We start from the raw sequence: 22,197 nt of genomic DNA, 5'->3' as shown, positions 1-22,197 counted from the left end.
CGGAAACCTTCTCACGCCAGCGCGGCGCGCACGTCGGCGACGTCGAGGACGTCGTTCAGCGTCTGCTCGAAGCGGGCGAGCAGGGTGTCGATGTCCTCGTCGGTGCAGCAGAGCGGCGGCGCGAAGCCGACGATGTCGTCGGCGAAGGCGCGGAAGATCACGCCGTTCTTGTAGCCGAACCGGGCGAGGTGGCCGGAGATGCCGAGGTCCGGCGACGGCTTCGTACGCTTCGCCTTGTTCGTGACCAGCTCGACGCCGGCCAGCAGGCCCCGCACCCGCACGTCGCCGACGAGGGGATGGTCGGCGAGGCGCTCGAGGCCCGCGCCGAAGCGTTCGCCGGCCCGGCGGCCGTTCTCCAGGATGCCGCCCTCGGTGTAGAGCCGTAGGACTTCCAGGCCGACCGCGGCGCTGACCGGGTGGGCCGAGTAGGTGAAGCCGTGGCCGATCGGCTTGCCCGCCGGGGCGTGATCCGCGATGGCGCGGTAGATCCGGTCGGACATCAGGACGGCGCCCATCGGGCTGTAGCCCGAGGTCAGGCCCTTGGCGGTGGTCATCAGGTCCGGCACCACGCCGTCATGCTCGACGCCGAAGAGCGGGCCGGTGCGGCCGAAGCCGGTGATGACCTCGTCGGCGACGAACAGGATGTCGAGGTCGCGCGCAGCCTCGCGCATCGCCTTGAGCCAGCCGTCCGGCGGCACGATCACGCCGCCCGAGCCCTGGATCGGCTCGGCGAAGAAGGCCGCGACGTTGTCGGGCCCCAGCTCCTCGACCTTGGCCTTCAGCGCCGCCACCGAGGCGGCGATCACCGCCGCGTCGTCGTCGCCGGCCGGGTTGCGGTAGGGATAGGGCGAGGGGATGTGGTGCTGGAGGGTGGTCGGCGCGTCGAAGCCGTCGTGGAAGGCGGGAATCGCTGTCAGGCCGGCGCCGATGGTCGAGGAGCCGTGATAGCCCCGCTCCAGGGCGATCATGTGCTTCTTCGCCGGCCGGCCGGTGACGTTGTAGTAGTAGCGGATGAAGCGGACCGCCGAATCGACCGCGTCCGAACCGCCCAGCGTGAAGTAGACGTGGTTCAGGTCGCCGGGCGCCAGCTCGGCGAGGCGGGCGGCGAGCCGGATCGCCGGCTCGCTCGAGAAGTGGAAGTAGCCGGTGGCATAGGGCAGGCGCCGCATCTGCTCGGCCGCGACCTCGACGATCGACTCGTGGCCGTATCCGACATTGACGCACCACAGGCCCGAGAACCCGTCGAGCAGGGTGTGGCCCTCGGCATCCGTGAGGGTGGCGCCCTTCGCCGATTGCAGCACCGTGGCGCCGCGCGCCTCGTGGCCCTTCCACGAGATCACCGGGTGGATGAGGTGGTCGCGGTCGAGCTCGATCAGGGAATTGGCGCGCATGGCTCAAGGTCTCCGGGGCGGCGTGACCCCGAAGATGCGCGATGCGGCCTGGGATTTTCCGCCGAGATTGGCCGGCGGCACCGCGCAGGCCGCGCGTTTCGAGGGGGCGATGCGGCAGAATCGATGGTCGAGGATGCCGGGCTCTCGCCGGCTCCGGGCAGGCGCCTGCGGTGTGCAAGATGACGGCGATCGACGCTCGGCCGCTCCGACATCCACCGATTTCCAAGGGCCGTTGGCGCGCATCGAACGGATGAACGCCGAGACGCGGAAATCCGTCGAGGAGGGGCTGAAGCTGTCCGCCGAGGCCCGCAAGCTGGCGCGCGACGCCACGATCGCACCGTACGCCGCCATCTTCGCGGCTTTCACAGCCGGCGCTGCCGTGGTCGGGGCTGTCGTGACGGTCGTCAAGATCCTCGGATCATGCAAGATCCTCGGATCATGATCGTCGGTCCACGACCCCGGGCCGTCTTCGCGACGAGGCACGGTTCTCGGCAGCCGTGCTCGACTTGACCAAGTCGGCCACGGCTTCCTGCCGCGCGGCGCACGTCCTGCCGCAGGTTCTGCCGCAATGGGCCCGGCTTTCGCCGGAGCGCACGGGCATCGCAGGCTTATGCTGCGCGAAAGCCAGCGCGAGACCCCGATGACCGCCGCCGCCCTCCTGTCCGACCTCGTCGCGATCCCCTCGGTCTGCCGCACGCCCAACGGCGCGATCGTGGACCTGGTGCGCGACATCCTCGCCCGCCACGGCGTCGAGGCCGCCGTGCTGCCGGGGCCGGAGGGCGACCGCGCCAACCTGTTCGCCACGATCGGCCCGCGCGACGTGCCGGGCCTCGTCCTCTCGGGCCATCTCGACGTGGTGCCGGCCGGCGAGGGCTGGAGCGGCGACCCCTTCACCTTGCGCCGGGTCGGGGACCGCCTGGTCGGGCGGGGCGCGGTCGACATGAAGGGCTTCGTCGCCTGTCTGCTCGCCCTGGTTCCCGAGATGGTCCGGGCGCCGCTGCGCCGGCCGATCCACCTCGCCCTCTCCTACGACGAGGAGGTCGGTTGCGTCGGCGTACGCCACATGATCGCGCGGCTGCCCGAGCTCTGTGCGCCGCCCACGGGCTGCATCGTCGGCGAGCCCTCGGAGATGCGGCCGGTCCTGCGCCACAAGGGCAAGGTGGCGGGGCGCCTCACGGTGCGCGGCCGGGCCGGCCATTCCTCGCGGCCCGACCTCGCCGACAACGCCGTGCACCTCGCAGCCGACATCGTCGGGCTGGTGCGGCGCCTGCACCAGGGCTTTGCCGAAGCCGGGCCGTTCCATCCGCTGTTCGAGCCGGCCTCCTCGACCCTCCAGGTCGGGGTCATCGCCGGCGGCACCGGGGTCAACGTCGTGCCGGAGACCTGCCGGGTCGAATGGGAGGCCCGCGCGGTGCCGGGCACCGACCCGATGACGATCCACGACACGCTCCAGGCCGGCGTCGCCGATCTCGTGGCGCCGCTCCGGGCGGCGGGGCGCGCCGTCGCGGTCGAGAGCGAGGTTCTCTCGCTGTATCCGGCCCTGGACCTTGCCGACGACGCACTCCTGCGCGGCCTCGCCGAAACCTGGTCCGGCCGGCCCGCCCTCGGGGCGGTGAGCTACGGCACCGAGGCCGGCTTGTTCCAGGCCGCCGGCATCCCGTCGATCATCTGCGGGCCGGGCCGCATCGCCGAGGCGCACCGGCCCGACGAGTCGATCGGGCGCGACGACCTCGACGAATGCTGCGCGATGCTGCGCCGCGTCATCGCGCATCACAGTTGAACACAGTCGAACCGGACCAGTTCGCGCGCGTTGTCGGGTCCAGGATCTAACGAACTCGGGATCCGACAGGAGAGCAGCATGCGTTCGATTCTCGCCGGACTCGCCGCCGGCCTTCTCGTCGCCGGCGCGGCCTCGGCCCAGACCGCCGCCCCCTCGACCGCGCCCGGCACCATGAGGACGGGGCCGGCCACCACCGGCACCGTCGCGCCGATGCCGAACAATACTGGCAGCGGCGGCGGCGTGATGGCGCCCGGATCGACCGGCGCCTCGACCGTCACCGGCAACTCGGCCGCCGGCGGCAATGCCGGCCAGCCGGAGCGGGCGGTGCCGCAGGGCAGCAGCAACAGCGGCGCCAGCCGGTAGGACGGCCGCCGAAGCGGAAGGCGGCGTGCGCTGCGCCCCGGCTCCGCGTCGGCAACCGACCGCGGCCTCGGCAGTTTGAAGGCAAGGATCCCCGGAGCATTCCGGATCAGCCCTTCTGCTGCCGAGGTTTTCTCGCGCGGGTGCAGGCCTCCGGCAAGGCGCGGCAGGGTGCGGTGCTCACCCGGATCGTCGCGCCGCGGCGGGCCGTTCGGGGCGAGCAACTGGCCTGGATCGCCAAGGCCGCGCGGGGCGCGGCGCCATCCGCGGAGACCACCGGTCAGGGTGCACCGGCCGGGAAGGCCGGGCGCGACCGGCGCAAGGCGCAGGCCCCCGATGCCTGGATCGATCTCGCCCTCGTCGCCCGCGCCTTCCTGGACGAGGCGCCGATCGAGGCCATTCCGCTGGCCGCCGAGATCGCCCGGCAGACCATCGCGGCCAACCGGCAGCGGTGACGGAAGGCGCCATATCCCGATTCTATCGCGCCCGCCGGTCGATCGTATTGGAATCATCCCTCCCGGCGCGGTAACACCGCGCTCAACAGCAGGCCGGCTGCCCCGTCACGGCTGCCGGCCGCCACGGGAGGTTGAAGCATGAACGCCCACCAGCACTTCATCGGCGGCACCTGGACCGGCAGCGAGGCGACCCTGCCGGTCATCAACCCGTCGCACGGCCAGGAGATGGCCCGCATCGCCCGCGGCGGCGCGGCCGAGATCGATGCCGCCGTCAAGGCCGGCCACGCCGCCATGGACGGCGAGTGGGGCCGGCTCGACGCCGCCTCCCGCGGCCGGCTGATGCTGAAGCTCGCCGAGCTGATCCGCCGCGACGCCGAGATCCTGGCGCAGATGGAGAGCGAGGATGTCGGCAAGCCGCTGACGCTGGCCCGCAACGACGCCCAGGTCTGCGCCCGCTACTTCGAGTATTATGGCGGCGCCGCCGACAAGGTGCATGGCGACACGATCCCGTTCCAGAACGGCTTCACGGTGATGACCGTCTACGAGCCGCACGGCGTCGTCGGCGTGATCGTGCCGTGGAACTACCCGCTCCAGATGACCGGCCGCTCGGTCGCCCCGGCGCTCGCCATGGGCAACGCCGTGGTGCTCAAGCCCGCCGAGGACACCTCGCTCTCGGCTCTCCACCTCGCCAAGCTCGCGGCGGAAGCCGGCTTCCCGGCCGGCAGCCTCAACGTGGTGACCGGCCTCGGCGAGGAGGCGGGCGCGGCTCTGGCCTCGCACAAGGGTATCCACCACATCAGCTTCACCGGCTCGCGCGAGGTCGGCGTGCTGATCCAGACGGCCGCGGCCAAGAACACCATTCCGGTGACACTCGAACTCGGCGGCAAGTCGCCCCAGGTCGTCTTCGCCGATGCCGACCTGTCGGAGGCCGGCACCGTCATCGTCAAGGCGATCACCCAGAATGCCGGCCAGACCTGCTCGGCCGGCTCGCGGGTGGTGATCGAGGACAAGATCTACGACAGCTTCACCGCCGACCTCGCGAAGCGCTTCAAGGACCTGCGGGTCGGCTCGGGCGAGCAGGATCTCGATCTCGGCCCCGTGGTCAACGCCAAGCAGTGCGAGCGGGTGCAGAGCTACATCGACCTCGCCCGCCGCGACGGCCTGACCATCCTGGCCGAAGGGGAACTCGGCACCAACGTCCCGGGCGACGGCTACTATGTCCGCCCGACCCTGATCGGCGACGTGCCGCCGGACCACCGACTCGCGCAGGAAGAGATCTTCGGCCCGGTCCTGGTGGCGATCCGGGTGCGCGACGAGGCCGAGGCCCTCGCGGTCGCGAACGGCACCGAATACGGTCTCGCCGCCGGCATCTGGACCCAGGATCTCGGCAAGGCCCTGCGGCTGTCGAAGGGCATCAAGTCGGGCCAGGTCTTCGTCAACAATTACGGCGCCGGCGGCGGCGTCGAGCTGCCCTTCGGCGGCGTGAAGGGCTCGGGCCACGGTCGCGAGAAGGGCTTCGAGGCGCTCTACGGCTTCGGCGCCATGAAGATGATCGCGATCAAGCACGGGGTCTGACGATCATGGTGGCGGGGAGTTTGGCAGCGGGGAGTGGGGTCCGTCCGCTCGGCGGCCTGACCGTGGTGGCGCTCGAGCAGGCGGTGGCAGCCCCCTACTGCTCCTCGCGCCTTGCCGACGCGGGTGCCCGCGTCATCAAGATCGAGCGGCCGGAGGGCGATTTCGCCCGCGGCTACGACGCTTCGGTGAACGGCCTGGCGAGCTACTTCGTCTGGCTCAACCGCGGCAAGGAGAGCCTGGTCGCCGACATCAAGGACCCGGGCGACGCCAAGCTCCTCCACGCCGTCCTCGCCAAGGCCGACGTGTTCATCCAGAACCTCGCGCCGGGCGCTGCCGCCCGGGCCGGGTTCGGCTCGGAGGAGCTGCGGGCCCGCTACCCCCGGCTCATCACCGTGGACGTGACCGGCTACGGCGCCGGCCATTCCTACTCCGACATGAAGGCCTACGACCTCCTGGTCCAGGCCGAGAGCGGGCTCGCCGAGATCACCGGCCACCCGGCCGGCCCGGGCCGGGTCGGGGTGTCGGTCTGCGACATCGCCTGCGGCATGGCGGCTCACGCCGCGGTGCTGGAGGCGCTGATCGCCCGGGGCATCACCGGCGAGGGCGCCAGGCTCGAGGTCAGCCTGTTCGACGGCATGGCCGACTGGATGAACGTCCCGCTGCTCTACTTCGAGGGCACCGGCCGGGCGCCGCAGCGGGTGGGCCTCGCCCATCCGTCGATCTGCCCCTACGGCGCCTTCCCGACCCGGGACGGGGCCCTGGTGCTCATCTCGATCCAGAACGAGCGCGAATGGGCCCGCTTCTGCACCGAGTTCCTGCGCCAGCCCGACCTGCCGTCGCGCCCCGGCTTCGAGAGCAACAACGCCCGGGTGGCGAACCGGCCCGAGGTCGATGCCGTGGTGGCCCAGGTCTTCTCGGAGCTGAGCCGCGACGAGGCCGCGGCGCGGCTGCGCACGGCCGGCACGGCCTACGGCTTCGTCAACGGGCTCGCCGACCTCGTCTCGCATCCGGCCCTGCGCCGGGTCACCGTCGAGACCCAGGCCGGCCCGGCCTCGATCGTCGCGCCGCCGGCCTTGCGCAACGGCCAGGCGCCGGTGCTCGGCCGGGTGCCGGGGATCGGCGAGCACAGCGAGGCGATCCGGCGGGAATTCGCGGCCTAAGAGCCAGGACCCAGCCCGTTTCCCCATCTCGGGGTCATCCCGGGACTGCGCAGCGGAGCCCGGGATCCAGAACCGCGGATGGTTCAGGATCAAGCGGGATGTTGTCCGCTTCTTTCCGAATGACCCCAGGCTCTGGATCCCGGGCTCCGCTGCGCGGCCCCGGGATGACGCAGTGCTTGTTCAAGCGGCATGGAAGCTGCACATTTCATAGGGAATACGGGAGGACCGCCATGGCCACCATCCGCGAAGAAGACCTGGTCGCCTCCATCGCCGACGCCCTGCAATTCATCTCGTACTATCACCCGGCGGACTACATCCAGAACCTCGCCGAGGCCTGGCGGCGCGAGGAGAGCCCGGCGGCGCGGGACGCGATGGCGCAGATCCTGGTCAATTCCCGCATGGCCGCCTTCGGCCGCCGGCCGATCTGCCAGGATACCGGCACCGCGCAAGTGTTCATGAAGGTCGGGCTCGGTGCCCGCATCGTGTCGAACCGCTCGCTCCAGGAAATCGTCGACGAGGGCGTCCGCCGCGCCTGGCGCGAGGAGCGCAATCCGTTGCGCGCCTCGGTGGTGTCCGAGCCGCTCTTCGGCCGCCGCAACACCGGCGACAACGCGCCGGCCATGCTGCATGTCGAGATGGTGGCGGGGGAGACCGTGGAGGTCCACGTCGCGGCCAAGGGCGGCGGCTCGGAGAACAAGGCGAAGTTCGCCGCCCTCAACCCGAGCGACTCGGTCGCCGACTGGGTAGTGCGCACCGTCGAGACGCTCGGCGCCGGCTGGTGCCCGCCGGGCATGCTCGGCATCGGCGTCGGCGGCTCGCCCGAGAAGGCGATGACGCTGGCCAAGCTCTCGCTCCTCGATCCCATCGACCTGCCGCAGATCCGCGCCCGCGGCCCGTCGTCCCAGGAAGAAGAGCTGCGCCTGGAGATCTTCGAGCGGGTCAACGCCCTCGGCATCGGCGCGCAGGGCCTCGGCGGGCTCACCACCGTGCTCGACGTGAAGCTCAAGACCTTCCCGGTCCACGCCGCCTCGCTCCCCGTCGGCCTCATCCCGCAATGCGCCGCCGACCGGCATGCCCACTTCACCCTCGACGGCAGCGGCCCGGCGGTCTTCACCCCGCCCTCCCTCGACCTGTGGCCGCAGGACATCAGCGTCGCCACGGCGGCCGGGCGGCGGGTCGATCTCGACCACCTGACCCGCGAGGAGGTGGCGACCTGGCGCGCCGGCGAGACGCTTCTTCTTTCGGGTCGCCTGCTCACCGGGCGCGACGCGGCGCATCTCCGCCTGACCCGGATGCTGGCGGCGGGCGAACCGCTGCCGGTCGATCTGCGCGACCGGGCGATCTACTATGTCGGCCCGGTCGATGCGGTCGGCGACGAGGCGGTGGGCCCGGCCGGTCCCACCACGGCGACCCGGATGGACAAGTTCCTGGAGCCGATCCTGTCGCAGACCGGCCTCCTCGTCATGGTCGGCAAGGCCGAGCGCGGTCCCGCCGCCGTCGAGACGATCGCGCGCCACGGGGCGGCCTACCTGATCGCGGTGGGAGGTGCGGCCTACCTCGTCTCGAAGGCGATCAAGTCGGCGCGCGTGCTCGCCTTCGCCGATCTCGGCATGGAGGCGATCCACGAATTCATCGTCGAGGACATGCCGGTGACGGTGGCGGTCGATGCCGCCGGCACATCGGTCCACCGCGACGGCCCGGCCCGCTGGCGCCGGCCGGTGCGGGAGATGGCGCCTGCGTAAAGGTGAGGTCGTTCCCGGGCGAGGCGCGGATTTCTCCCTCCCCCTCTGCGGGGGAGGCGGCCCCACGGAGCGGGGCGGGACAGGGAACCACGCTTCCGGAGAAGCCGCGACCATTCTGACGGGCGCCGCGTCGACCAGCGTCGCGCGGCCCCTCTCGGCGGGACTTCGTCCCGCTGCGCTCGCTGACGCTCGCCACCCTCCCCGCAGAGAGGGGAGGGTTGATCCCCGGCGTCGCCGCGTCCGTCCTCCACCGTCACCGTTCAGTCACGCCCGCGTGCTGAATCGGGCGGCACAAGGAGAAAAGCGTGACCGGCACGACGCGCTACGCCCTCTACTTCACGCCGAAGCCCGGCTCGGACCTCGCCCGGTTCGGCAACGCCGTCCTCGGGTATGACAACCACACCGGCACGGAAATCCCCCGTCCCGACGGGCTGGCCGACCTCGCGGGCGTGACCGGCTCCCCCCGGCTCTACGGCTTCCACGCCACCCTGAAGGCGCCGATGCGGCTGGCCCCCGACACCACCGGGGCCGACCTGCTCGAAGCGGCCGCCGCCCTTGCCGCCGATCACCCGCCGGTGCCGGTCGGCCCCTTGCGGGTCGCGACCCTCGGCGCCTTCACGGCGCTGATCCCGCAGGCGCCGCCCCCGGAGCTCGGCCTGTTCGCCGCCGAATGCGTCGCCGCCTTCGAGCCGTTCCGCGCACCCCTCACCGAGGCCGAGACCGCGCGCCGCAAGCCGGAGCGCCTGAGCCCCCGCGGTCGCGCGCTGCTGGCGCGCTGGGGCTACCCGCACGTCTTCGAGGAATTCCGCTTCCACATGACCCTGACCGACGCCCTGCCGGAGGAGGCACGCGCCTCCTGGCGCGAGCGACTGGCCGAGGCCTACGGCGCCGGGGCACCCCTCAGGCTCGACGCCCTGTCGGTGCTGCGCCAGGACGGCTCAGGCCCGTTCCGGGTGCTGCAGCGCTCGACGTTCGGAGGCTGACGCGATGACCGGACAACTGGGCTTGGAGCCCGCCATCGACCCGACCGCCACGGTCAGGGAATGCCGTCTCGGCCGCTACACCGAGATCGGGCCGCGCACCCGGCTCACCGAGACGACCCTCGACGACTACTCCTATATCGGCAACGACGGCGAGGTGATCTATACCACGATCGGCAAGTTCTGCTCGATCGCCGCGATGGTGCGGATCAACCCGGGCAACCATCCGATGGAGCGGGCCTCGCAGAGCCACTTCACCTACCGCGCCGCCTCGTACTGGCCTGAAGAATCGAACGAGCCGGCCTTCTTCGACCGGCGCCGGGCGAGCCCGGTCACCATCGGCCACGACGTCTGGATCGGCCACGGGGTCGTGGTGCTGCCGGGGCGCAGCGTCGGCACCGGCGCCGTCATCGGGGCGGGAGCCATCGTGACCCGGGACGTCGCGCCCTACGCCATCGTGGTCGGCAATCCGGCCCGCCCCGTGCGCCGCCGCTTCGACGCGACTGTCGCGGAGCGTCTGATGCAACTCGCCTGGTGGGACTGGGAGCACGACCGGTTGCGCGCCGCCCTTCCGGACTTCCGCGAGCTTCCGATCGAAGCCTTCCTTGATAAGTACGCCGGCTAAGTACTAACAGTCTGTCATCCTGTTGTCGCTTAACCAGCGTTTACGTTCGCCCGAACAGCGAAATCGGGCGAACGGATGCTGGTTGTCGAGAATCTCACACGCCAATACGGCGCGCGCCGTGCCGTGGACGGCGTCAGCCTGTCCATCGAGCGCGGCAGCTTCGTCGGCGTGATCGGGCGCTCGGGCGCCGGCAAGTCGACCCTGCTGCGGATGCTCAACCGCCTCGCCGACCCGACCGGCGGGCGCATCCTGTTCGACGGCACCGACGTGACGGCCCTGCGCGGCGGCGCCCTTCGCGCCTGGCGCGCCCGCTGCGCGATGATCTTCCAGCAGTTCAACCTCGTCGGCCGGCTCGACGTGATGACGAACGTGCTGATGGGCCGCCTCAACCCGATGCCGGTTCACCGCTCGCTCCTCAAGCTGTGGAGCGAGGAGGACAAGGCGCTGGCGCTGGCCGCGCTCGAAAATTTCGACATGGGATCCTTCGCCGCCAACCGGGCCGACCAGCTGTCGGGCGGCCAGCAGCAGCGGGTCGCCATCGCCCGGGCCCTGGTGCAGGAGCCGGAGATCATCCTGGCCGACGAGCCGGTGGCCTCCCTCGACCCGCGCAACACCCGGCTGGTGATGGACGCGCTCGCCGACGCCAACAAGCGCTACGGCATCACCGTCCTGTGCAACCTGCACTCCCTCGACCTCGCCCGCGCCTATTGCGACCGGCTGATCGGCCTCTCGGCCGGCCGGGTGGTGTTCGACGGCCGCGGCTTCGACCTCACCGAGGACGTCGCCCGCACCCTCTACGGGCTCGAGGCCGGCGAGGTGATGGACCGGGGCGAAGCCGAGCCTCCGCCGGTGCCGGTGCGGGCTCCGGTCCGCCACGCCGAGGCGCTGAGCGCCTGACTTTTTCCGTTCCGAGAAGGACTTGATCGATGCTGAACCGTCGCACCCTCGTGGGCGCCGCCGCGCTGATGCTCGCCGCCGGCCCCGTCGCCGCTCAGGACTGGAAGGCCAAGTATCCCGAGCTGACGCTCGGCGTCATCCCGGCCGAGAACGCGTCGGGCACCGTCGACCGCTGGACCCCGCTCACCGCCTATCTCTCGAAGGAGATCGGCGTGCCGGTGAAGCTGCGGGTCGCCAACGACTACGCGGCGGTGATCGAGGGCCAGCGCGCCGGCAACATCCAGCTCGCCTTCTACGGCCCGGCCTCCTTCGCCCGCGCGGTGATGACCGGGGTGAAGCTCGAGCCGCTGGTCAACCAGAAGCACGAGACCGGCGCCTCGGGCTATTATTCCGTGATCTATGTCCGGGCCGACAGCCCGTACCAGAAGATCGAGGACCTGAAGGGCAAGAGCCTCGCCTTCGTCGATCCGAACTCGACCTCCGGCAACCAGGCCCCGCGCTTCTTCCTGCAGAAGGCCGGCCACGACGTCGAGAAATTCTTCGGCAAGACCTTCTACGCCGGAAGCCACGAGAACGCCGTGCTGGCGCTGGTGCAGGGCACCGCCGACGCCGCCGCCAACCTCTACAACTCCGACACCGACACCACCGTCACCCGCATGGCGGCCAAGGGGATGCTGAAGAAGCCCGACGGCTCGCAGATGCAGCAATCGGATTTCCGCGTCGTCTTCAAGTCGGAGTTCCTGCCCGAGGGCCCGTTCGCGGTCCTCGCCAGCCTGCCGGACGACCTGAAGCGGACGATCCGCCAGGCCTTCATCGACCTGCCGACCAAGGACAAGGCCGCCTTCGACAAGCTCTCGGACGGCAAGGACCTCGGCCTCACCCCGGTGACGCTGAAGGACTACCAGCCGATCATCGAGATGCTTCGCTACAACGACGAGCAGCGCAAGCGGTCGTGAGGCTTGGGTGATCTCCTCTCCCCGCCCGTGGGGAGAGGGGAGACCCGCGCTCGACCGTCTCGCCGGAGCGACTTCTCGAACGGGAGGTCGTCCGTCCGGCACTGGAGACCTGAAACCCCGTGACCGTCCGCATCGAGAAACTGCCGCCCGAGCGCGAGAGGACGCTGCTCGCCGCCTATTCCGGCGCCGTCGCGTCGACGCGCTGGCGCAATCTGGCGGTCGTCGTCGCCATCGTGGCGCTGTACCTGCTCGCCGGCTGGATGGCCGAGGTGCGGCCGCTCACCTTCCTCGACAACATCCAGAACTTCACCGCCTACATCGCCCAGATCCTGCCGCCGCTCACCCTGGACAACCTGCCGGCAGACGTGGCGGCCTGGTACTGGGGCCTGCCGAAATGGCTCGCGCTCCTCGCCGAGACGCTGCTGATGGCCTATCTCGGCACGCTGTTCGGCGGCATCGCGGCCTTCGGCCTCTGCTTCCTCGCCTCGGCCAACCTGGTGCGCTCGCAAGCCCTGCGCTTCTGCGCCCGGCGCTTCCTGGAGGTGTGCCGCACGGTGCCGGAGGTGGTGTTCGCGCTCATCTTCGTGATCGCCTTCGGGCTCGGGCCGATGGTGGGCGTGCTGGCGCTCGCCATCCACACCGCGGGCGCGCTCGGCAAGCTCTTCTCCGAGGTGGTCGAGAACATCGACATGAAGCCGGTCGAGGGCCTGGCCGGAACCGGCGCGGGCTTCGTCGAGACCGTGCGCTTCGCGGTGGTGCCGCAGGTGCTCTCCAACTTCGCCTCGTACGCGCTCTTGCGCTTCGAGATCAACGTGCGGGGCGCGGGCGTGATGGGCTTCGTCGGAGCCGGCGGCATCGGCCAGGAATTCCTGGTCGCGATCCGCAACTTCTACTATTCGGACGTGAGCGCGATCCTGCTCCTCGTCATCCTCACCGTGGTGGCGATCGACCTCGCCACCGAGCGCCTGCGCCACCACCTCCTCGGCCGGGAGGCCCACGCGTGAGCCGCCGCCCGCCCTCTCCCTTGCGCCAGGCGGCGCTCGCCGACCTCGACGGACTGCGCCGGCGCCACCGCCAAGTCTTCCGGCCCTCGTGGTCGCGCCGCGGCGTGGTGATCGGCATCCTCGTGGGGGTGGTGGGCCTCGCGGTCTTCGCGATGGTCCGGCTCGATTTCTCGCTCCTGCGCATCCTCCACGGTCTCGGGCGCCTCGGCGAGTTCGCCGGCATGATGCTGCCGCCCTCAGCCGAGGGACGCTTCGGCCTGTTCCTCACGGCATTGGGCGAGACCCTGGCGCTCGCGTTCCTCGGCACCCTCACGGCGGCCTGCCTCGCCTTCCCGGTGGCGTTCCTGGCCGCCCGCAACGTGGTGCCGAACCCCTTCCTGCGCTTCGGCGTGCGCCGCGGCTTCGACGTGATCCGCTCCGTCGACGTGCTGATCTGGGCGCTGATCTGGATCAACGTCGTGGGCCTCGGGCCGTTTGCCGGCGCGCTCGCCATCGCCTGCTCGGATTTCGGCGCGCTCGGCAAGCTGTTCTCCGAGGCGATCGAGACCGCCGACCGCAAGGCCCAGGAGGGCGTGACCGCGTCGGGCGGCAGCCGGCTGCACCGGGTCCGGTTCGGCCTGGTGCCGGCGGTGCTGCCGGTCCTGGCGAGCCAGGTGCTCTACTTCTTCGAGTCGAACACCCGCTCGGCCACCATCATCGGCATCGTCGGGGCCGGCGGCATCGGCCAGTACGTCACCGAGCTGATCCGGGTGCTGGAGATGCAGCAGGTCGCCTTCCTGGTGCTGATGATCCTCGTCACCGTGGCGCTGATTGACCTCGTCTCGGGCCGGTTGCGCCGGGCGATCATCGGGGCTGCGGCCCACTGACCCCGCGCGGTTAGGGGACTGATTCCACCGGGTTTTCGCAGCCGCGAAGGCGGACGAAAACCTCGCGCGGCGCGATTGTCTTCCTCATTGTCTTCCCCGGGGGCGGGCGCCTATAAGCCGGCTGTCTCACGCGGACCTTGCGGCGTCGAGAGCCCCGCCGGGCGCTCTCCGCGCGTCAGGTTCACCAATCCGCCGGGGAGCACCATGGCCGGGCATTCACAGTTCAAGAACATCATGCACCGCAAGGGCCGCGTCGACGCGGTCCGCTCGAAGGTGTTTTCCAAGCTCGCCCGGGAGATCACCGTGGCGGCCAAGCTCGGCACGCCCGACCCCTCGATGAACCCGCGCCTGCGCGCCGCCATCCTGGCGGCCCGGGCCGAGAACATGCCCAAGGACAACATCGAGCGCGCCATCAAGAAGGCGGCCGGGGGCGACGCGGAGAACTACGAGGAGGTCCGCTACGAGGGCTACGGCCCCGGCGGCGCCGCGCTGATCGTCGAGGCGCAGACCGACAACCGCAACCGCACCGCCTCCGACGTGCGCTCGGCCTTCACCAAGTCCGGCGGCAGCCTCGCCGAGACCGGCGCCGTCTCGTTCATGTTCGACCATGTCGGCCTCGTCGCCTTCGACGCCAAGGTGGCCGACGCCGACACGATGCTGGAAGCCGCCATCGAGGCCGGCGCCGACGACGTGAAGTCCGACGAGAGCGGCCACGAGGTCACCTGCGAGCAGGGGTCTCTCGGCGAGGTCGCCAAGACCCTGGAGGCCCGCTTCGGCGAGCCGCGCCGCACCGCCCTGATCTGGCGCGCCCAGAACACCGTCGACGTCGACGACGAGACGGCCGAGAAGCTGATCCGCTTGGTCGAGACCATCGAGGACCAGGACGACGTGCAGAACGTCTTCGTCAACTTCGCGGTGTCCGACGCCATGCTGGCGAAGATGCAGGGGTGAGACCCGGACGCCCGGCCGTTGCGGACGGCCGGGCGGGCGCGGCGGCATGGGGGCGTCTCGGCCGTCTCACATCACGCCGTACACGTCGTAGACCGGCCCCTCCGGCAGTCTCTGCCCCACGCCCACGGCGATGATCCGGTTGAGCCAGGCGAGGTCCGGCGCCCCGGTCTCGAAGCGCAGGGCGGTGCGGAAGTAATACTCTTCCGGTGCCACGGCCTCGCCGCGGCCGAGCCGGGCGAGAACCTCCGGCGGGCCGGCACGCAGGCCGGTATACTGGCAGTAGACGAGCCCGCCGCTGCCCGCCCGGAAGGTCAGGCGCACGTCGAGATGGGTCGTACCGTCCGGCTCGATCCGCAGCCAGTCGCCGGCCGGGCCGGGCAGCACCTCGCCGGTGAGCCGCGGGCCCGCGACGGTGCCGCCGGTGACCGGCACGACCCGCAGGTCGGTGCCGCGGGAGGTGCCGAGTCCCTGCGGCGCGCCGACGGTGAGGCTCATGCGGAACAGGAATTCGGTGCCGAGCGGCAGCGGCGCGTCCATGGCGTCTCCTCCGAGTTTTATCGCGTGACATCCTCCACGGCCCGGCGCGCCGCGTCGAGGTCCGGCGGGTCGATGTGGCGGTAGCGGGCCTGGACGAGGCCGAACACCCCGAAGGCGGCGAGCCCGGCGGCGGTGAGGCCGAGCAGCACCCAGCCATAGGGTTCGGCGCGCAGCGCCTGGAGCGCGCCGCCGAGACCCTTCACGTCGCTCGACCGGCTCGCGATCGCCGCGGAGATCAGGAAGCCGCCGATCAGCCCGAAGGTGAGGGCCCGCGCGGCGTAGCCGAAGCGGCCGACATGCCGCACCCAGTCGCGGGCATCGTGGGGCACGGACAGGCGCTTGCACACGTCGCCTTTCCAGGCCTTCAGCGCGAAGGCGAGGCCGGCGCCGATCACCACCAGCCCGACCGCGCCGACGAGCCACTGGCCGAAGGGCTGCTGCAGGAGCCAGGCGGTCCAGTCCTGCGCCCCCTGGTCCTCGGGCTTGCGGGCGGTGCCGCGCCCGAGCGCCGCCATCATCATCGAGGCGCCGAGGCCGCCATAGGTCACGCCGCTGACGAGGTGGCCGGCCCGGGTCGCCAGCCCCTTGGCCGAGCGGCCGTAATGGTCGGCATCGGTGACGGCCTCGACCACCCGCCACAGCGCGAAGGCGGCGAGGCCGAACGCCACGAGGCCGAGCAGGATCCAGCCGAAGGGCCGCTCCAGCAGGATCAGGAGGGCGCTGCGGCTGCCTCCGGTCTGGCCGCCGACGCCGATCGCCGCCAGCACCGCGAGGCCGCCGACGAGGCAGTAGGTGACCCCGCGGGCGCCGTAGCCGAGGCGGGCGAGCAGTTCGAGGGCTTGCCGGCCGTGGAAATCCCCTGATCCTCGGCGCATGGGTGCCTCCGGTCAGGCCGCGAGGCCGGATTCGACCCGTTCGACCGCGTCCGCGTCGAGGTCGAGGGCTTCCGCCAGCTGGCGCAGGAAGGTCCGCTCCTGCATCGTGTCGGGATCGATGGCGAGGCGGGCCGCGGCGTAGACCCGGGCGCCCGCCTCCGGATGCTGCACCCGGTCGGCGATCTCGTCGATCGTCGCCGGGTCCTCCAGCTCGCGGGCGAGCCATTGCCGGCCCGCGAGGTCGAGGCCGGATTCGGCGACCGCCGCGTCCAGCCGCTCGCGCTCGCGGGCATCGATCACCCCGTCGGCGGCGGAGGCCGCCACCATGATGCGCAGGCAGAGCGTCGCCTCGTCGTCGCTGAGCGCGCCGGCATCGAAGGGCGTCGCGGACGGCGCGACGGCGGGCTTGCCGGCGGCGGGCGCTTCCTGCTGCGTCGCCCGCAGGGCCAGCCCGGCGATCAGCGCCAGCCCGCCCAGGGCGGCGGAAGCCGCGAGCCCGCCGCGGCGGCTGCGCACCAGGGCATCCAGCACCCGTTTCACCTCGGCCATCGCGCCCTCCCTCGTCCGTCATCGGTCCACATCTTTGCCGACAACGGTCTTGCCCGGCTCCGGTTCGCGGAAGGACGCGACGATCGACCCGCCGGTTGCGCCGCCACGCTCGGAGCGCCATCTCTCCGGTCATGCTTCTCGCCCTGGCCTGGCTGGCGCGCACCCTCGTGCTCGCCCTCGTCCTCCTGTTCCTGCTGCCGCTCGCCGCCCATGCCCTGTGGTGGTGGAGCCGCGACGACCTCGCCCCCGACTGGTCCACCGCCGACTGGTCGAGCGCCCGGCTCCTGCCCGCCGCCGCTGCGGCGCCGGAGGCGAAGGTGCGGATCTATGCCGCCCGGGTCGGGCGCTGGCGGGGCATCTTCGCCCATCACACCTGGATCGTGGTCAAGGAGGCGGGCGCGCCGCGCTACACTCGTTACGACGTGGTCGGCTGGGGCCTGCCGGTGCGCACCGATGCCTACGCGGCCGATGCGCGCTGGTTCGGCAACCCGCCTCAGGTGGTGCTCGCCCTCGACGGCGAGGCGGCGGCCCGGGCCGTGCCGCGCATCCGCGAGGCGGTCGCGCTCTATCCGCACCGGAAGGCCGGCACCTACAGCGCCTGGCCGGGGCCGAACTCCAACACCTTCGTGGCTCACGTGCTGCGGGCGGTGCCGGAGCTCGCCGTGGCGCTCCCGCCGACGGCCCTCGGCAAGGATTTCTCGGAGCGCCTGCTCGCCTGGACGCCGAGCCGCACCGGGGTGCAGCTCTCGGCCCGGGGCTATCTCGGCCTCACCCTCGGCTGGGTCGAGGGACTCGAGGTGAACATCCTCGGCGCGGTGGCGGGGCTCGACCTGCGCCGCCCGGCCTTGAAGCTGCCGGGCTGGGGCCGCATCGGCATGGATCCGGCCGGCGCGACCGAGACGCTGATCGCCCCGGCGGCGAGGAGCTGAGCACGGGGGCGTCTCGGACCCCCGGATCGCCCCGATGGTCCGGACCCGTCGCGGCGCCTCAGAACACCCGCTTCTCGCGGATCTGCCCGTCGAAGCCGACATGCAGCATCCGCTCCTTCCCGTCCTGGCCCTTCGCCGCCACGTCGAGGTGGCGCGGGCCGCGGCCGGCGACGCGGACATCCGTGTAGCCGGCCGCCGTCACCGCACCGGTGAGGGCCTGCACGTCGACGCTCGGCCCGAGCCCGACCTTGTCCTTGGCCCAGTCGAGGCCGCCGGGGGGCGGGCCGATCGGGCGCAAGGCCTCGACGCGGCCGTCGGCCCGGGTCAGGGCGCTGGCATGCAGGACGCCGTTCTCGAACCGGCCCTGCACCGTCACGCTCTCGCCCTTGGTGACGAGGGTGCCGCCTTCCCCGGCCCGGCCGGTCTCGATCAGCGCGCGGCCGGTGCCGTCCTGGAGGACGAACTTGTTGCCGAAGATCTCGGCGACCTCGCCCTTGGCGGCGATGGCGCCGGAGGGCGCGAGCGCGCTCACCGCGACCGGGGCCAGGGGGGTGAGCGGCGTCTGGGCGGGCTGGGCGAGGGAGAGCCCGACGGCGCCGAGCGCCAGCGGCACCGCGACGGCGCCGACGAGGAGGCCGCGGCGGGGCCGCGGATGCGGGGCGGCCTTCGGGCTCCCGACCGGATCCGTCCCGGCGGTCTTCGCCTCGTTCGCCTTCGCCTCGTTCGCTCGCATCTCGTTCGCCTGCATCTCAGTCGCTTGCATCTCGGTCGCTTGGCCCTCGATGGTGGTGTGGTCGGTCATCGGTGTGGTCCCTGTGTGTTGAGCCCTCTCGGGTCGGCGCTTCTCTACGGCAGGCGCCGGGAACCGGGCCTGAACCCGACCGTTCAGGTTCGGTTAAACCGCCGGGCCTACGGCGAAAGTCCATTGTCGACACGTGGTCTGCGCCGCATGAAGCTTCTGCTCGTCGAGGACGACGCGGCCCTCGCGGCCGAGATCCTGCGGGTCCTGCGCGCCGAGAACTGCGCCGTGGACCATGCCCGCAACGGCGAGGACGGCGCGCATCTCGGCGACACCGAGACCTACGACGCCGCCGTGCTCGATCTCGGCCTCCCGAAGCGCGACGGGATCGCGGTGCTGCAGGGCTGGCGCGCCGCCGGCCGGACCCTGCCGGTGCTGATCCTCACGGCGCGTGACGCCTGGAGCGACAAGGTGGCGGGCTTCAAGGCCGGGGCCGACGACTACCTGGTCAAGCCGTTCCGGGTCGAGGAGCTGGTGATCCGCCTGCGCGCCCTGGTGCGGCGCGCGGCGGCGCACGGCGCCACGATCCTCACCTGCGGGCCGGTCGCCTTCGATCCCGGCCTCGGCGCCTTCTCGCGGGACGGATTGCCGCTCAAGCTCACCGGGCTCGAATGGCGGGTCCTGTCCTGCCTGATCCTGCGCCGCGACGGGGTGGTACCGCGCGGCGAGCTGCTGGAGCGGGTCTACGAGGGCGACGCGGAGGTTGATTCGAACTCGGTCGAGGTCATCATCACGCGGCTGCGCCGTAAGATCGCGCCGGCGCGGATCGAGACCGTGCGCGGCCACGGCTATCGCCTCACCGCCGGGGAGGCGCCGTGACCGGCCCGAGGCAGATGGGACCGAGCCGGATCGGCTCCCTGCGCCGGCGTCTGCTCCTCGGGGCGCTGGCGCTGATCGTGGCCGCCCTGGTGGTGGCGGGCCTCGCCATCGGGCTGATCCTCGCCCGCTTCGTGCGCGGCCAGATCGATTCCCGGCTCGATGCGCAGATCGTCGCGCTGGTCTCGGGGCTGGAGCCGGGGCCGTCCTTGCGGCTCTCCCGCGACCTCGACGCCCCGCCCTTCGACCGGCCCGGCGCGGGCTGGGCCTGGCAGGTACGGCGGGGCGACGCCGTCCTGCGCTCCGCGTCGCTCGGGACGCGCGACCTCGCGCTACCGGCGCCGCCGGTCGGGGACGAGGATCGCCCCCGCCCGGCGGAGGGGACCGGCCCGCGGGGCGAGGCGCTGATCCTGCGCGTCCTCCCCCTGCCGGACGGCACCGTCATCGCCGCGAGCGCGCCGCGGGCCGCCCTCTACGGCCCCCTGCGCGAGGCCGGGCTGGCGCTCGCCGCGAGCCTCGGGGTGCTGGGCCTCTGCCTCGCCGCCGGGGCGGTGGCGCAGGTGCGCCTGGGCCTGCGCCCCCTCGACCGGCTGCGGCAGGAACTGGAGGCCGTGCGGGCGGGAGCGCGCGAGCGGGTGCCCGATCCCCAGCCCGCCGAGGTCCGCCCCCTCGCCGCCGAGATCAACGCCCTCCTCGACCAGAACGCCGCCCAGCTCGCCCAGGCCCGCACCCATGTGGCGAACCTCGCCCACGGGCTGAAGACGCCGCTCGCCACGCTGTCGCTCGCCCTGTCGGAGCCGGGCCGCGACCCGGACGGGCGCCTGTCGCAGCTCGTCGCGAGCCTCGACCGCGGCCTGCGCCACCATCTGCGCCGGGCCCGCAGCGCCGCCCTGACCGGCGCGACCCGGACCCGCACCGCCCTCGCCGGGCCGGTGGCCGACCTCGCGGGTGCCCTGGAGAGGCTCCACGCCGAGAAGGGCGTGCGGGTGACTCACGACATCCCTCCGAGCCTCGCCGCGGCCTGCGACCCGCAGGACCTCGACGAGATGCTGGGCAACCTGGTCGACAATGCCTGCACGTGGTGCAGGCAGGAGGTGCGGGTCGCAGGCCGCGCCGTCGGGAACGAGGTGGTGGTCGCGATCGAGGATGACGGGCCGGGCCTCGGGCCGGAGGCGCTCGCGGCGGTGGCGCGGCGCGGCCGGCGCCTCGACGAGACCGTGCCGGGCCACGGCTTCGGCCTCGCCATCACGACGGAACTGGCCGAGCTCTATGGCGGCGGCCTGGAGCTCGACCGGTCGGCGATGGGCGGCCTGCGGGCGCGGCTGCGGCTGCCGGCTTGAGGCTCACGCGGGAGGGAGCCGCGATCCGGCTCGCCGCCCTGGGCGGGGATGCAAGCTCCGTCGGCGAGACCCGACGGGTCGCCCGCGCGTCAGCGCCGGTTCGCTTCCAGGAAACGCCCGATCCGCTCCAGCGCGCGGGAGATGTTCTCCGCCGAGTTGGCGTAGGACAGGCGCAGGTAGCCCTCGCCGTGCACGCCGAAATCCGGCCCGCCGATCGTCGCGACGCCGGCCTCCTCCAGCAGCGCCGAGGCGAGCGCCTTGGCCTTCCAACCGGTGCCGGCGATGTTCGGGAAGGCGTAGAACGCCCCCTTCGGGGTGATGCAGGAGACGCCCGGCAGCCGGTTCAGGCCCTCGACCACCAGGAGGCGGCGGCGGTCGAACTCGGCCATCATCGCGGCGACGCAATCCTGCGGCCCGTCGAGGGCGCTGATGCCGGCCCATTGCGTCGCGGCGTTGACGCAGGAGAACGAGTTCACCGCGAGCTTGCGGGCGGCGTCGTAGAGCGGCGCCGGCCAGACCGACCAGCCGAGGCGCCAGCCGGTCATCGCGTAGGTCTTGGAGGCGCCGTCGAGGTAGATCAGCCGGTCGCGGATCTCCGGATAGGCGAGCAGCGTGTGGTGGCGCTCGCCGTCATAGGTCATCGTGCCGTAGATCTCGTCCGACATGATCGTCACGTCGGGATGCGCCGCGAGGCCGGCGACCAGTTTGTCGATCTCGGCCTTCGGGGTCACGCCGCCGGTCGGGTTGGCGGGGGAATTCAGGATCAGCAGGCGGGTGCGCGGGGTGATGAGCCCCAGCGTCTCCTCCGCCGAGAAGGCGAAGCCGTTCGCCTCGCGGATCGGCACCGGCACCGGCGTCGCGCCGGTGAACTCGATCATCGAGCGATAGATCGGGAAGCCCGGATCCGGGTACAGGATCTCGGCGCCCGGCTCGCCGAACATCAGGATCGCCATGAACATGGTGACCTTGCCGCCCGGCACGATCATCACGCTGTCGGGCGAGACCTGGACGCCGAGGCGCCGGTCGAGGTCGCGGGACACCGCCTCGCGCAAGGGGAGGATGCCGGTCGCCGGGGTGTAGCCGTGGTGGCCGTCATGCAGGGCCTTCACCGCCGCCTCGACCACGTGGGACGGGGTCGGCATGTCGGGCTGGCCGATGCCGAGGTTGATGACGTCGCGGCCGGCCTGGGCCAGGGCCGTGGCGCGGGCGAGCACCGCGAAGGCGTTCTCCTCCCCGATGCGCGAGAAGGCGGGGACGACGACGGGCATGGCGGTCTCTCGTTTCCTCGGAAAGTCGAGGCGGGGCGCGGACAGCCCCGCCGTCGCTCGGATCCCGCGGCCTTCAGGGTGCCGCCGGGACGGGTATCCGTGCGCTCAGCGCGACGTGTTGCGCTCGGCGAGCCGGCTGACGCCGAACGAGATCGCGCCGCCGATGACGATCAGGATGATGCCGGTCTTGACCGCCGCCCAGAGCAGCGAGCGCTCGATGCCCTGGTCGGTGAGCATGATGATCAGGCAGACGATGACCGGAATCGCCACCACGATGGCGATCGGCACGAGCGGATTGGACGGCTTCTCTTGGCTCATCGGCGGCTCCCCGGATTTGTCGAA

The 22,197-nt window shown here is 71.9% G+C and carries 24 protein-coding genes; 17 read left to right on the top strand and 7 right to left on the bottom strand.

Features of this window, described 5'->3' with window-relative positions; all coding sequences use genetic code 11:
• Positions 1–11: 11 nt before the first annotated feature.
• The gene (locus VQ03_RS21865) at positions 12–1,391 is read right to left on the bottom strand and encodes an aminotransferase class III-fold pyridoxal phosphate-dependent enzyme (protein WP_048453018.1); all 1,380 of its coding nucleotides are present in this window, start codon (positions 1,389–1,391) and stop codon (positions 12–14) included.
• Between VQ03_RS21865 and VQ03_RS34725 the strand changes: the two genes are divergently transcribed.
• The 14 genes from VQ03_RS34725 (at position 1,390) to VQ03_RS21795 (ending at position 14,742) form a co-directional block, all read left to right on the top strand.
• The gene (locus tag VQ03_RS34725) at positions 1,390–1,833 is read left to right on the top strand and encodes a hypothetical protein (protein WP_245292164.1); all 444 of its coding nucleotides are present in this window, start codon (positions 1,390–1,392) and stop codon (positions 1,831–1,833) included. The genes VQ03_RS21865 and VQ03_RS34725 overlap by 2 nt on opposite strands.
• 198 nt (positions 1,834–2,031) lie before the next feature.
• Positions 2,032–3,171, top strand: a complete 1,140-nt coding sequence (argE, locus tag VQ03_RS21855; RefSeq protein ID WP_048453035.1) for an acetylornithine deacetylase — start codon at positions 2,032–2,034, stop codon at positions 3,169–3,171.
• 78 nt (positions 3,172–3,249) lie between these two features.
• On the top strand, positions 3,250–3,534 hold the full coding sequence (locus tag VQ03_RS21850) for a hypothetical protein (RefSeq protein WP_048453017.1): 285 nt from the start codon (positions 3,250–3,252) through the stop codon (positions 3,532–3,534).
• A 140-nt stretch (positions 3,535–3,674) separates the two neighbouring features.
• Positions 3,675–3,986 carry a hypothetical protein gene (locus VQ03_RS21845; RefSeq protein WP_048453016.1) on the top strand — a complete coding sequence of 104 codons (312 nt, stop codon included), beginning with the start codon at positions 3,675–3,677 and terminating at the stop codon, positions 3,984–3,986.
• 138 nt (positions 3,987–4,124) lie between these two features.
• The gene (locus tag VQ03_RS21840) at positions 4,125–5,561 is read left to right on the top strand and encodes an aldehyde dehydrogenase family protein (RefSeq protein ID WP_048453015.1); all 1,437 of its coding nucleotides are present in this window, start codon (positions 4,125–4,127) and stop codon (positions 5,559–5,561) included.
• A 20-nt stretch (positions 5,562–5,581) separates the two neighbouring features.
• Entirely contained in the window at positions 5,582–6,721 is a 1,140-nt protein-coding gene (locus VQ03_RS21835; RefSeq protein ID WP_245292163.1) for a CaiB/BaiF CoA transferase family protein, read from the top strand.
• A 230-nt stretch (positions 6,722–6,951) separates the two neighbouring features.
• Positions 6,952–8,463 (top strand): fumarate hydratase, encoded by a 1,512-nt coding sequence (locus VQ03_RS21830; protein ID WP_048453013.1) that lies wholly within the window; start codon positions 6,952–6,954, stop codon positions 8,461–8,463.
• 305 nt (positions 8,464–8,768) lie between these two features.
• Complete coding sequence (locus tag VQ03_RS21825; RefSeq protein WP_048453012.1) at positions 8,769–9,446, top strand: DUF1045 domain-containing protein; 678 nt, start codon at positions 8,769–8,771, stop codon at positions 9,444–9,446.
• 4 nt (positions 9,447–9,450) lie between these two features.
• Positions 9,451–10,068 carry an LbetaH domain-containing protein gene (locus VQ03_RS21820; protein WP_048453011.1) on the top strand — a complete coding sequence of 206 codons (618 nt, stop codon included), beginning with the start codon at positions 9,451–9,453 and terminating at the stop codon, positions 10,066–10,068.
• 75 nt (positions 10,069–10,143) lie between these two features.
• Complete coding sequence (phnC, locus tag VQ03_RS21815; protein WP_048453010.1) at positions 10,144–10,965, top strand: phosphonate ABC transporter ATP-binding protein; 822 nt, start codon at positions 10,144–10,146, stop codon at positions 10,963–10,965.
• A gap of 29 nt (positions 10,966–10,994) precedes the next feature.
• Positions 10,995–11,921: a phosphonate ABC transporter substrate-binding protein gene (gene phnD, locus VQ03_RS21810; protein ID WP_048453009.1), complete on the top strand. Its 927-nt coding sequence runs from the start codon at positions 10,995–10,997 to the stop codon at positions 11,919–11,921.
• A 119-nt stretch (positions 11,922–12,040) separates the two neighbouring features.
• Positions 12,041–12,925, top strand: a complete 885-nt coding sequence (phnE, locus tag VQ03_RS21805) for a phosphonate ABC transporter, permease protein PhnE (protein ID WP_048453008.1) — start codon at positions 12,041–12,043, stop codon at positions 12,923–12,925.
• A complete protein-coding gene (gene phnE, locus VQ03_RS21800) occupies positions 12,922–13,791 on the top strand; it encodes a phosphonate ABC transporter, permease protein PhnE (RefSeq protein WP_048453007.1) in 870 nt (289 codons plus the stop codon). The genes phnE (VQ03_RS21805) and phnE (VQ03_RS21800) overlap by 4 nt, the downstream gene beginning before the upstream one ends.
• Positions 13,792–13,995: 204 nt before the next feature.
• On the top strand, positions 13,996–14,742 hold the full coding sequence (locus VQ03_RS21795) for a YebC/PmpR family DNA-binding transcriptional regulator (protein ID WP_048453006.1): 747 nt from the start codon (positions 13,996–13,998) through the stop codon (positions 14,740–14,742).
• A gap of 66 nt (positions 14,743–14,808) precedes the next feature.
• On the opposite strand, the gene VQ03_RS21790 is transcribed toward VQ03_RS21795, so the two are convergent.
• From VQ03_RS21790 to VQ03_RS21780, 3 genes are read right to left on the bottom strand one after another with little or no spacing between them, the layout of a single operon-like run.
• A complete protein-coding gene (locus VQ03_RS21790) occupies positions 14,809–15,279 on the bottom strand; it encodes a DUF3237 domain-containing protein (RefSeq protein WP_048453005.1) in 471 nt (156 codons plus the stop codon).
• A gap of 17 nt (positions 15,280–15,296) precedes the next feature.
• Positions 15,297–16,154 carry a DUF1206 domain-containing protein gene (locus VQ03_RS21785; protein WP_048453004.1) on the bottom strand — a complete coding sequence of 286 codons (858 nt, stop codon included), beginning with the start codon at positions 16,152–16,154 and terminating at the stop codon, positions 15,297–15,299.
• A gap of 12 nt (positions 16,155–16,166) precedes the next feature.
• Positions 16,167–16,703 carry a tellurite resistance TerB family protein gene (locus tag VQ03_RS21780; protein ID WP_048453003.1) on the bottom strand — a complete coding sequence of 179 codons (537 nt, stop codon included), beginning with the start codon at positions 16,701–16,703 and terminating at the stop codon, positions 16,167–16,169.
• Positions 16,704–16,834: 131 nt separating this feature from the next.
• Here VQ03_RS21780 and VQ03_RS21775 point away from each other — a divergent pair, with 131 nt between their 5' ends.
• Positions 16,835–17,632, top strand: coding sequence for a DUF3750 domain-containing protein (locus VQ03_RS21775; RefSeq protein WP_048453002.1), 798 nt, complete (start codon positions 16,835–16,837; stop codon positions 17,630–17,632).
• Between the two features lie 58 nt (positions 17,633–17,690).
• Here VQ03_RS21775 and VQ03_RS21770 read toward each other — a convergent pair whose 3' ends face one another.
• The gene (locus VQ03_RS21770) at positions 17,691–18,434 is read right to left on the bottom strand and encodes a DNA-binding protein (RefSeq protein WP_245292162.1); all 744 of its coding nucleotides are present in this window, start codon (positions 18,432–18,434) and stop codon (positions 17,691–17,693) included.
• A gap of 147 nt (positions 18,435–18,581) precedes the next feature.
• Between VQ03_RS21770 and VQ03_RS21765 the strand changes: the two genes are divergently transcribed.
• Both VQ03_RS21765 and VQ03_RS21760 read left to right on the top strand, forming a co-directional pair.
• Positions 18,582–19,250, top strand: coding sequence for a response regulator (locus tag VQ03_RS21765; RefSeq protein WP_048453001.1), 669 nt, complete (start codon positions 18,582–18,584; stop codon positions 19,248–19,250).
• A complete protein-coding gene (locus tag VQ03_RS21760; RefSeq protein WP_342586474.1) occupies positions 19,247–20,587 on the top strand; it encodes a sensor histidine kinase in 1,341 nt (446 codons plus the stop codon). The genes VQ03_RS21765 and VQ03_RS21760 overlap by 4 nt, the downstream gene beginning before the upstream one ends.
• Before the next feature lie 89 nt (positions 20,588–20,676).
• Here VQ03_RS21760 and VQ03_RS21755 read toward each other — a convergent pair whose 3' ends face one another.
• Positions 20,677–21,855 carry a pyridoxal phosphate-dependent aminotransferase gene (locus tag VQ03_RS21755; RefSeq protein ID WP_048452999.1) on the bottom strand — a complete coding sequence of 393 codons (1,179 nt, stop codon included), beginning with the start codon at positions 21,853–21,855 and terminating at the stop codon, positions 20,677–20,679.
• A gap of 105 nt (positions 21,856–21,960) precedes the next feature.
• The gene (locus VQ03_RS21750) at positions 21,961–22,173 is read right to left on the bottom strand and encodes a hypothetical protein (protein ID WP_048452998.1); all 213 of its coding nucleotides are present in this window, start codon (positions 22,171–22,173) and stop codon (positions 21,961–21,963) included.
• Between the last annotated feature and the right edge of the window lie 24 nt (positions 22,174–22,197).

The sequence above is a fragment of the Methylobacterium tarhaniae genome (genome assembly GCF_001043955.1).
Lineage (GTDB): Bacteria > Pseudomonadota > Alphaproteobacteria > Rhizobiales > Beijerinckiaceae > Methylobacterium > Methylobacterium tarhaniae.
Note: the sequence above shows the minus strand (reverse complement) of the source record. Positions and strands in the feature narration are given on the sequence as shown.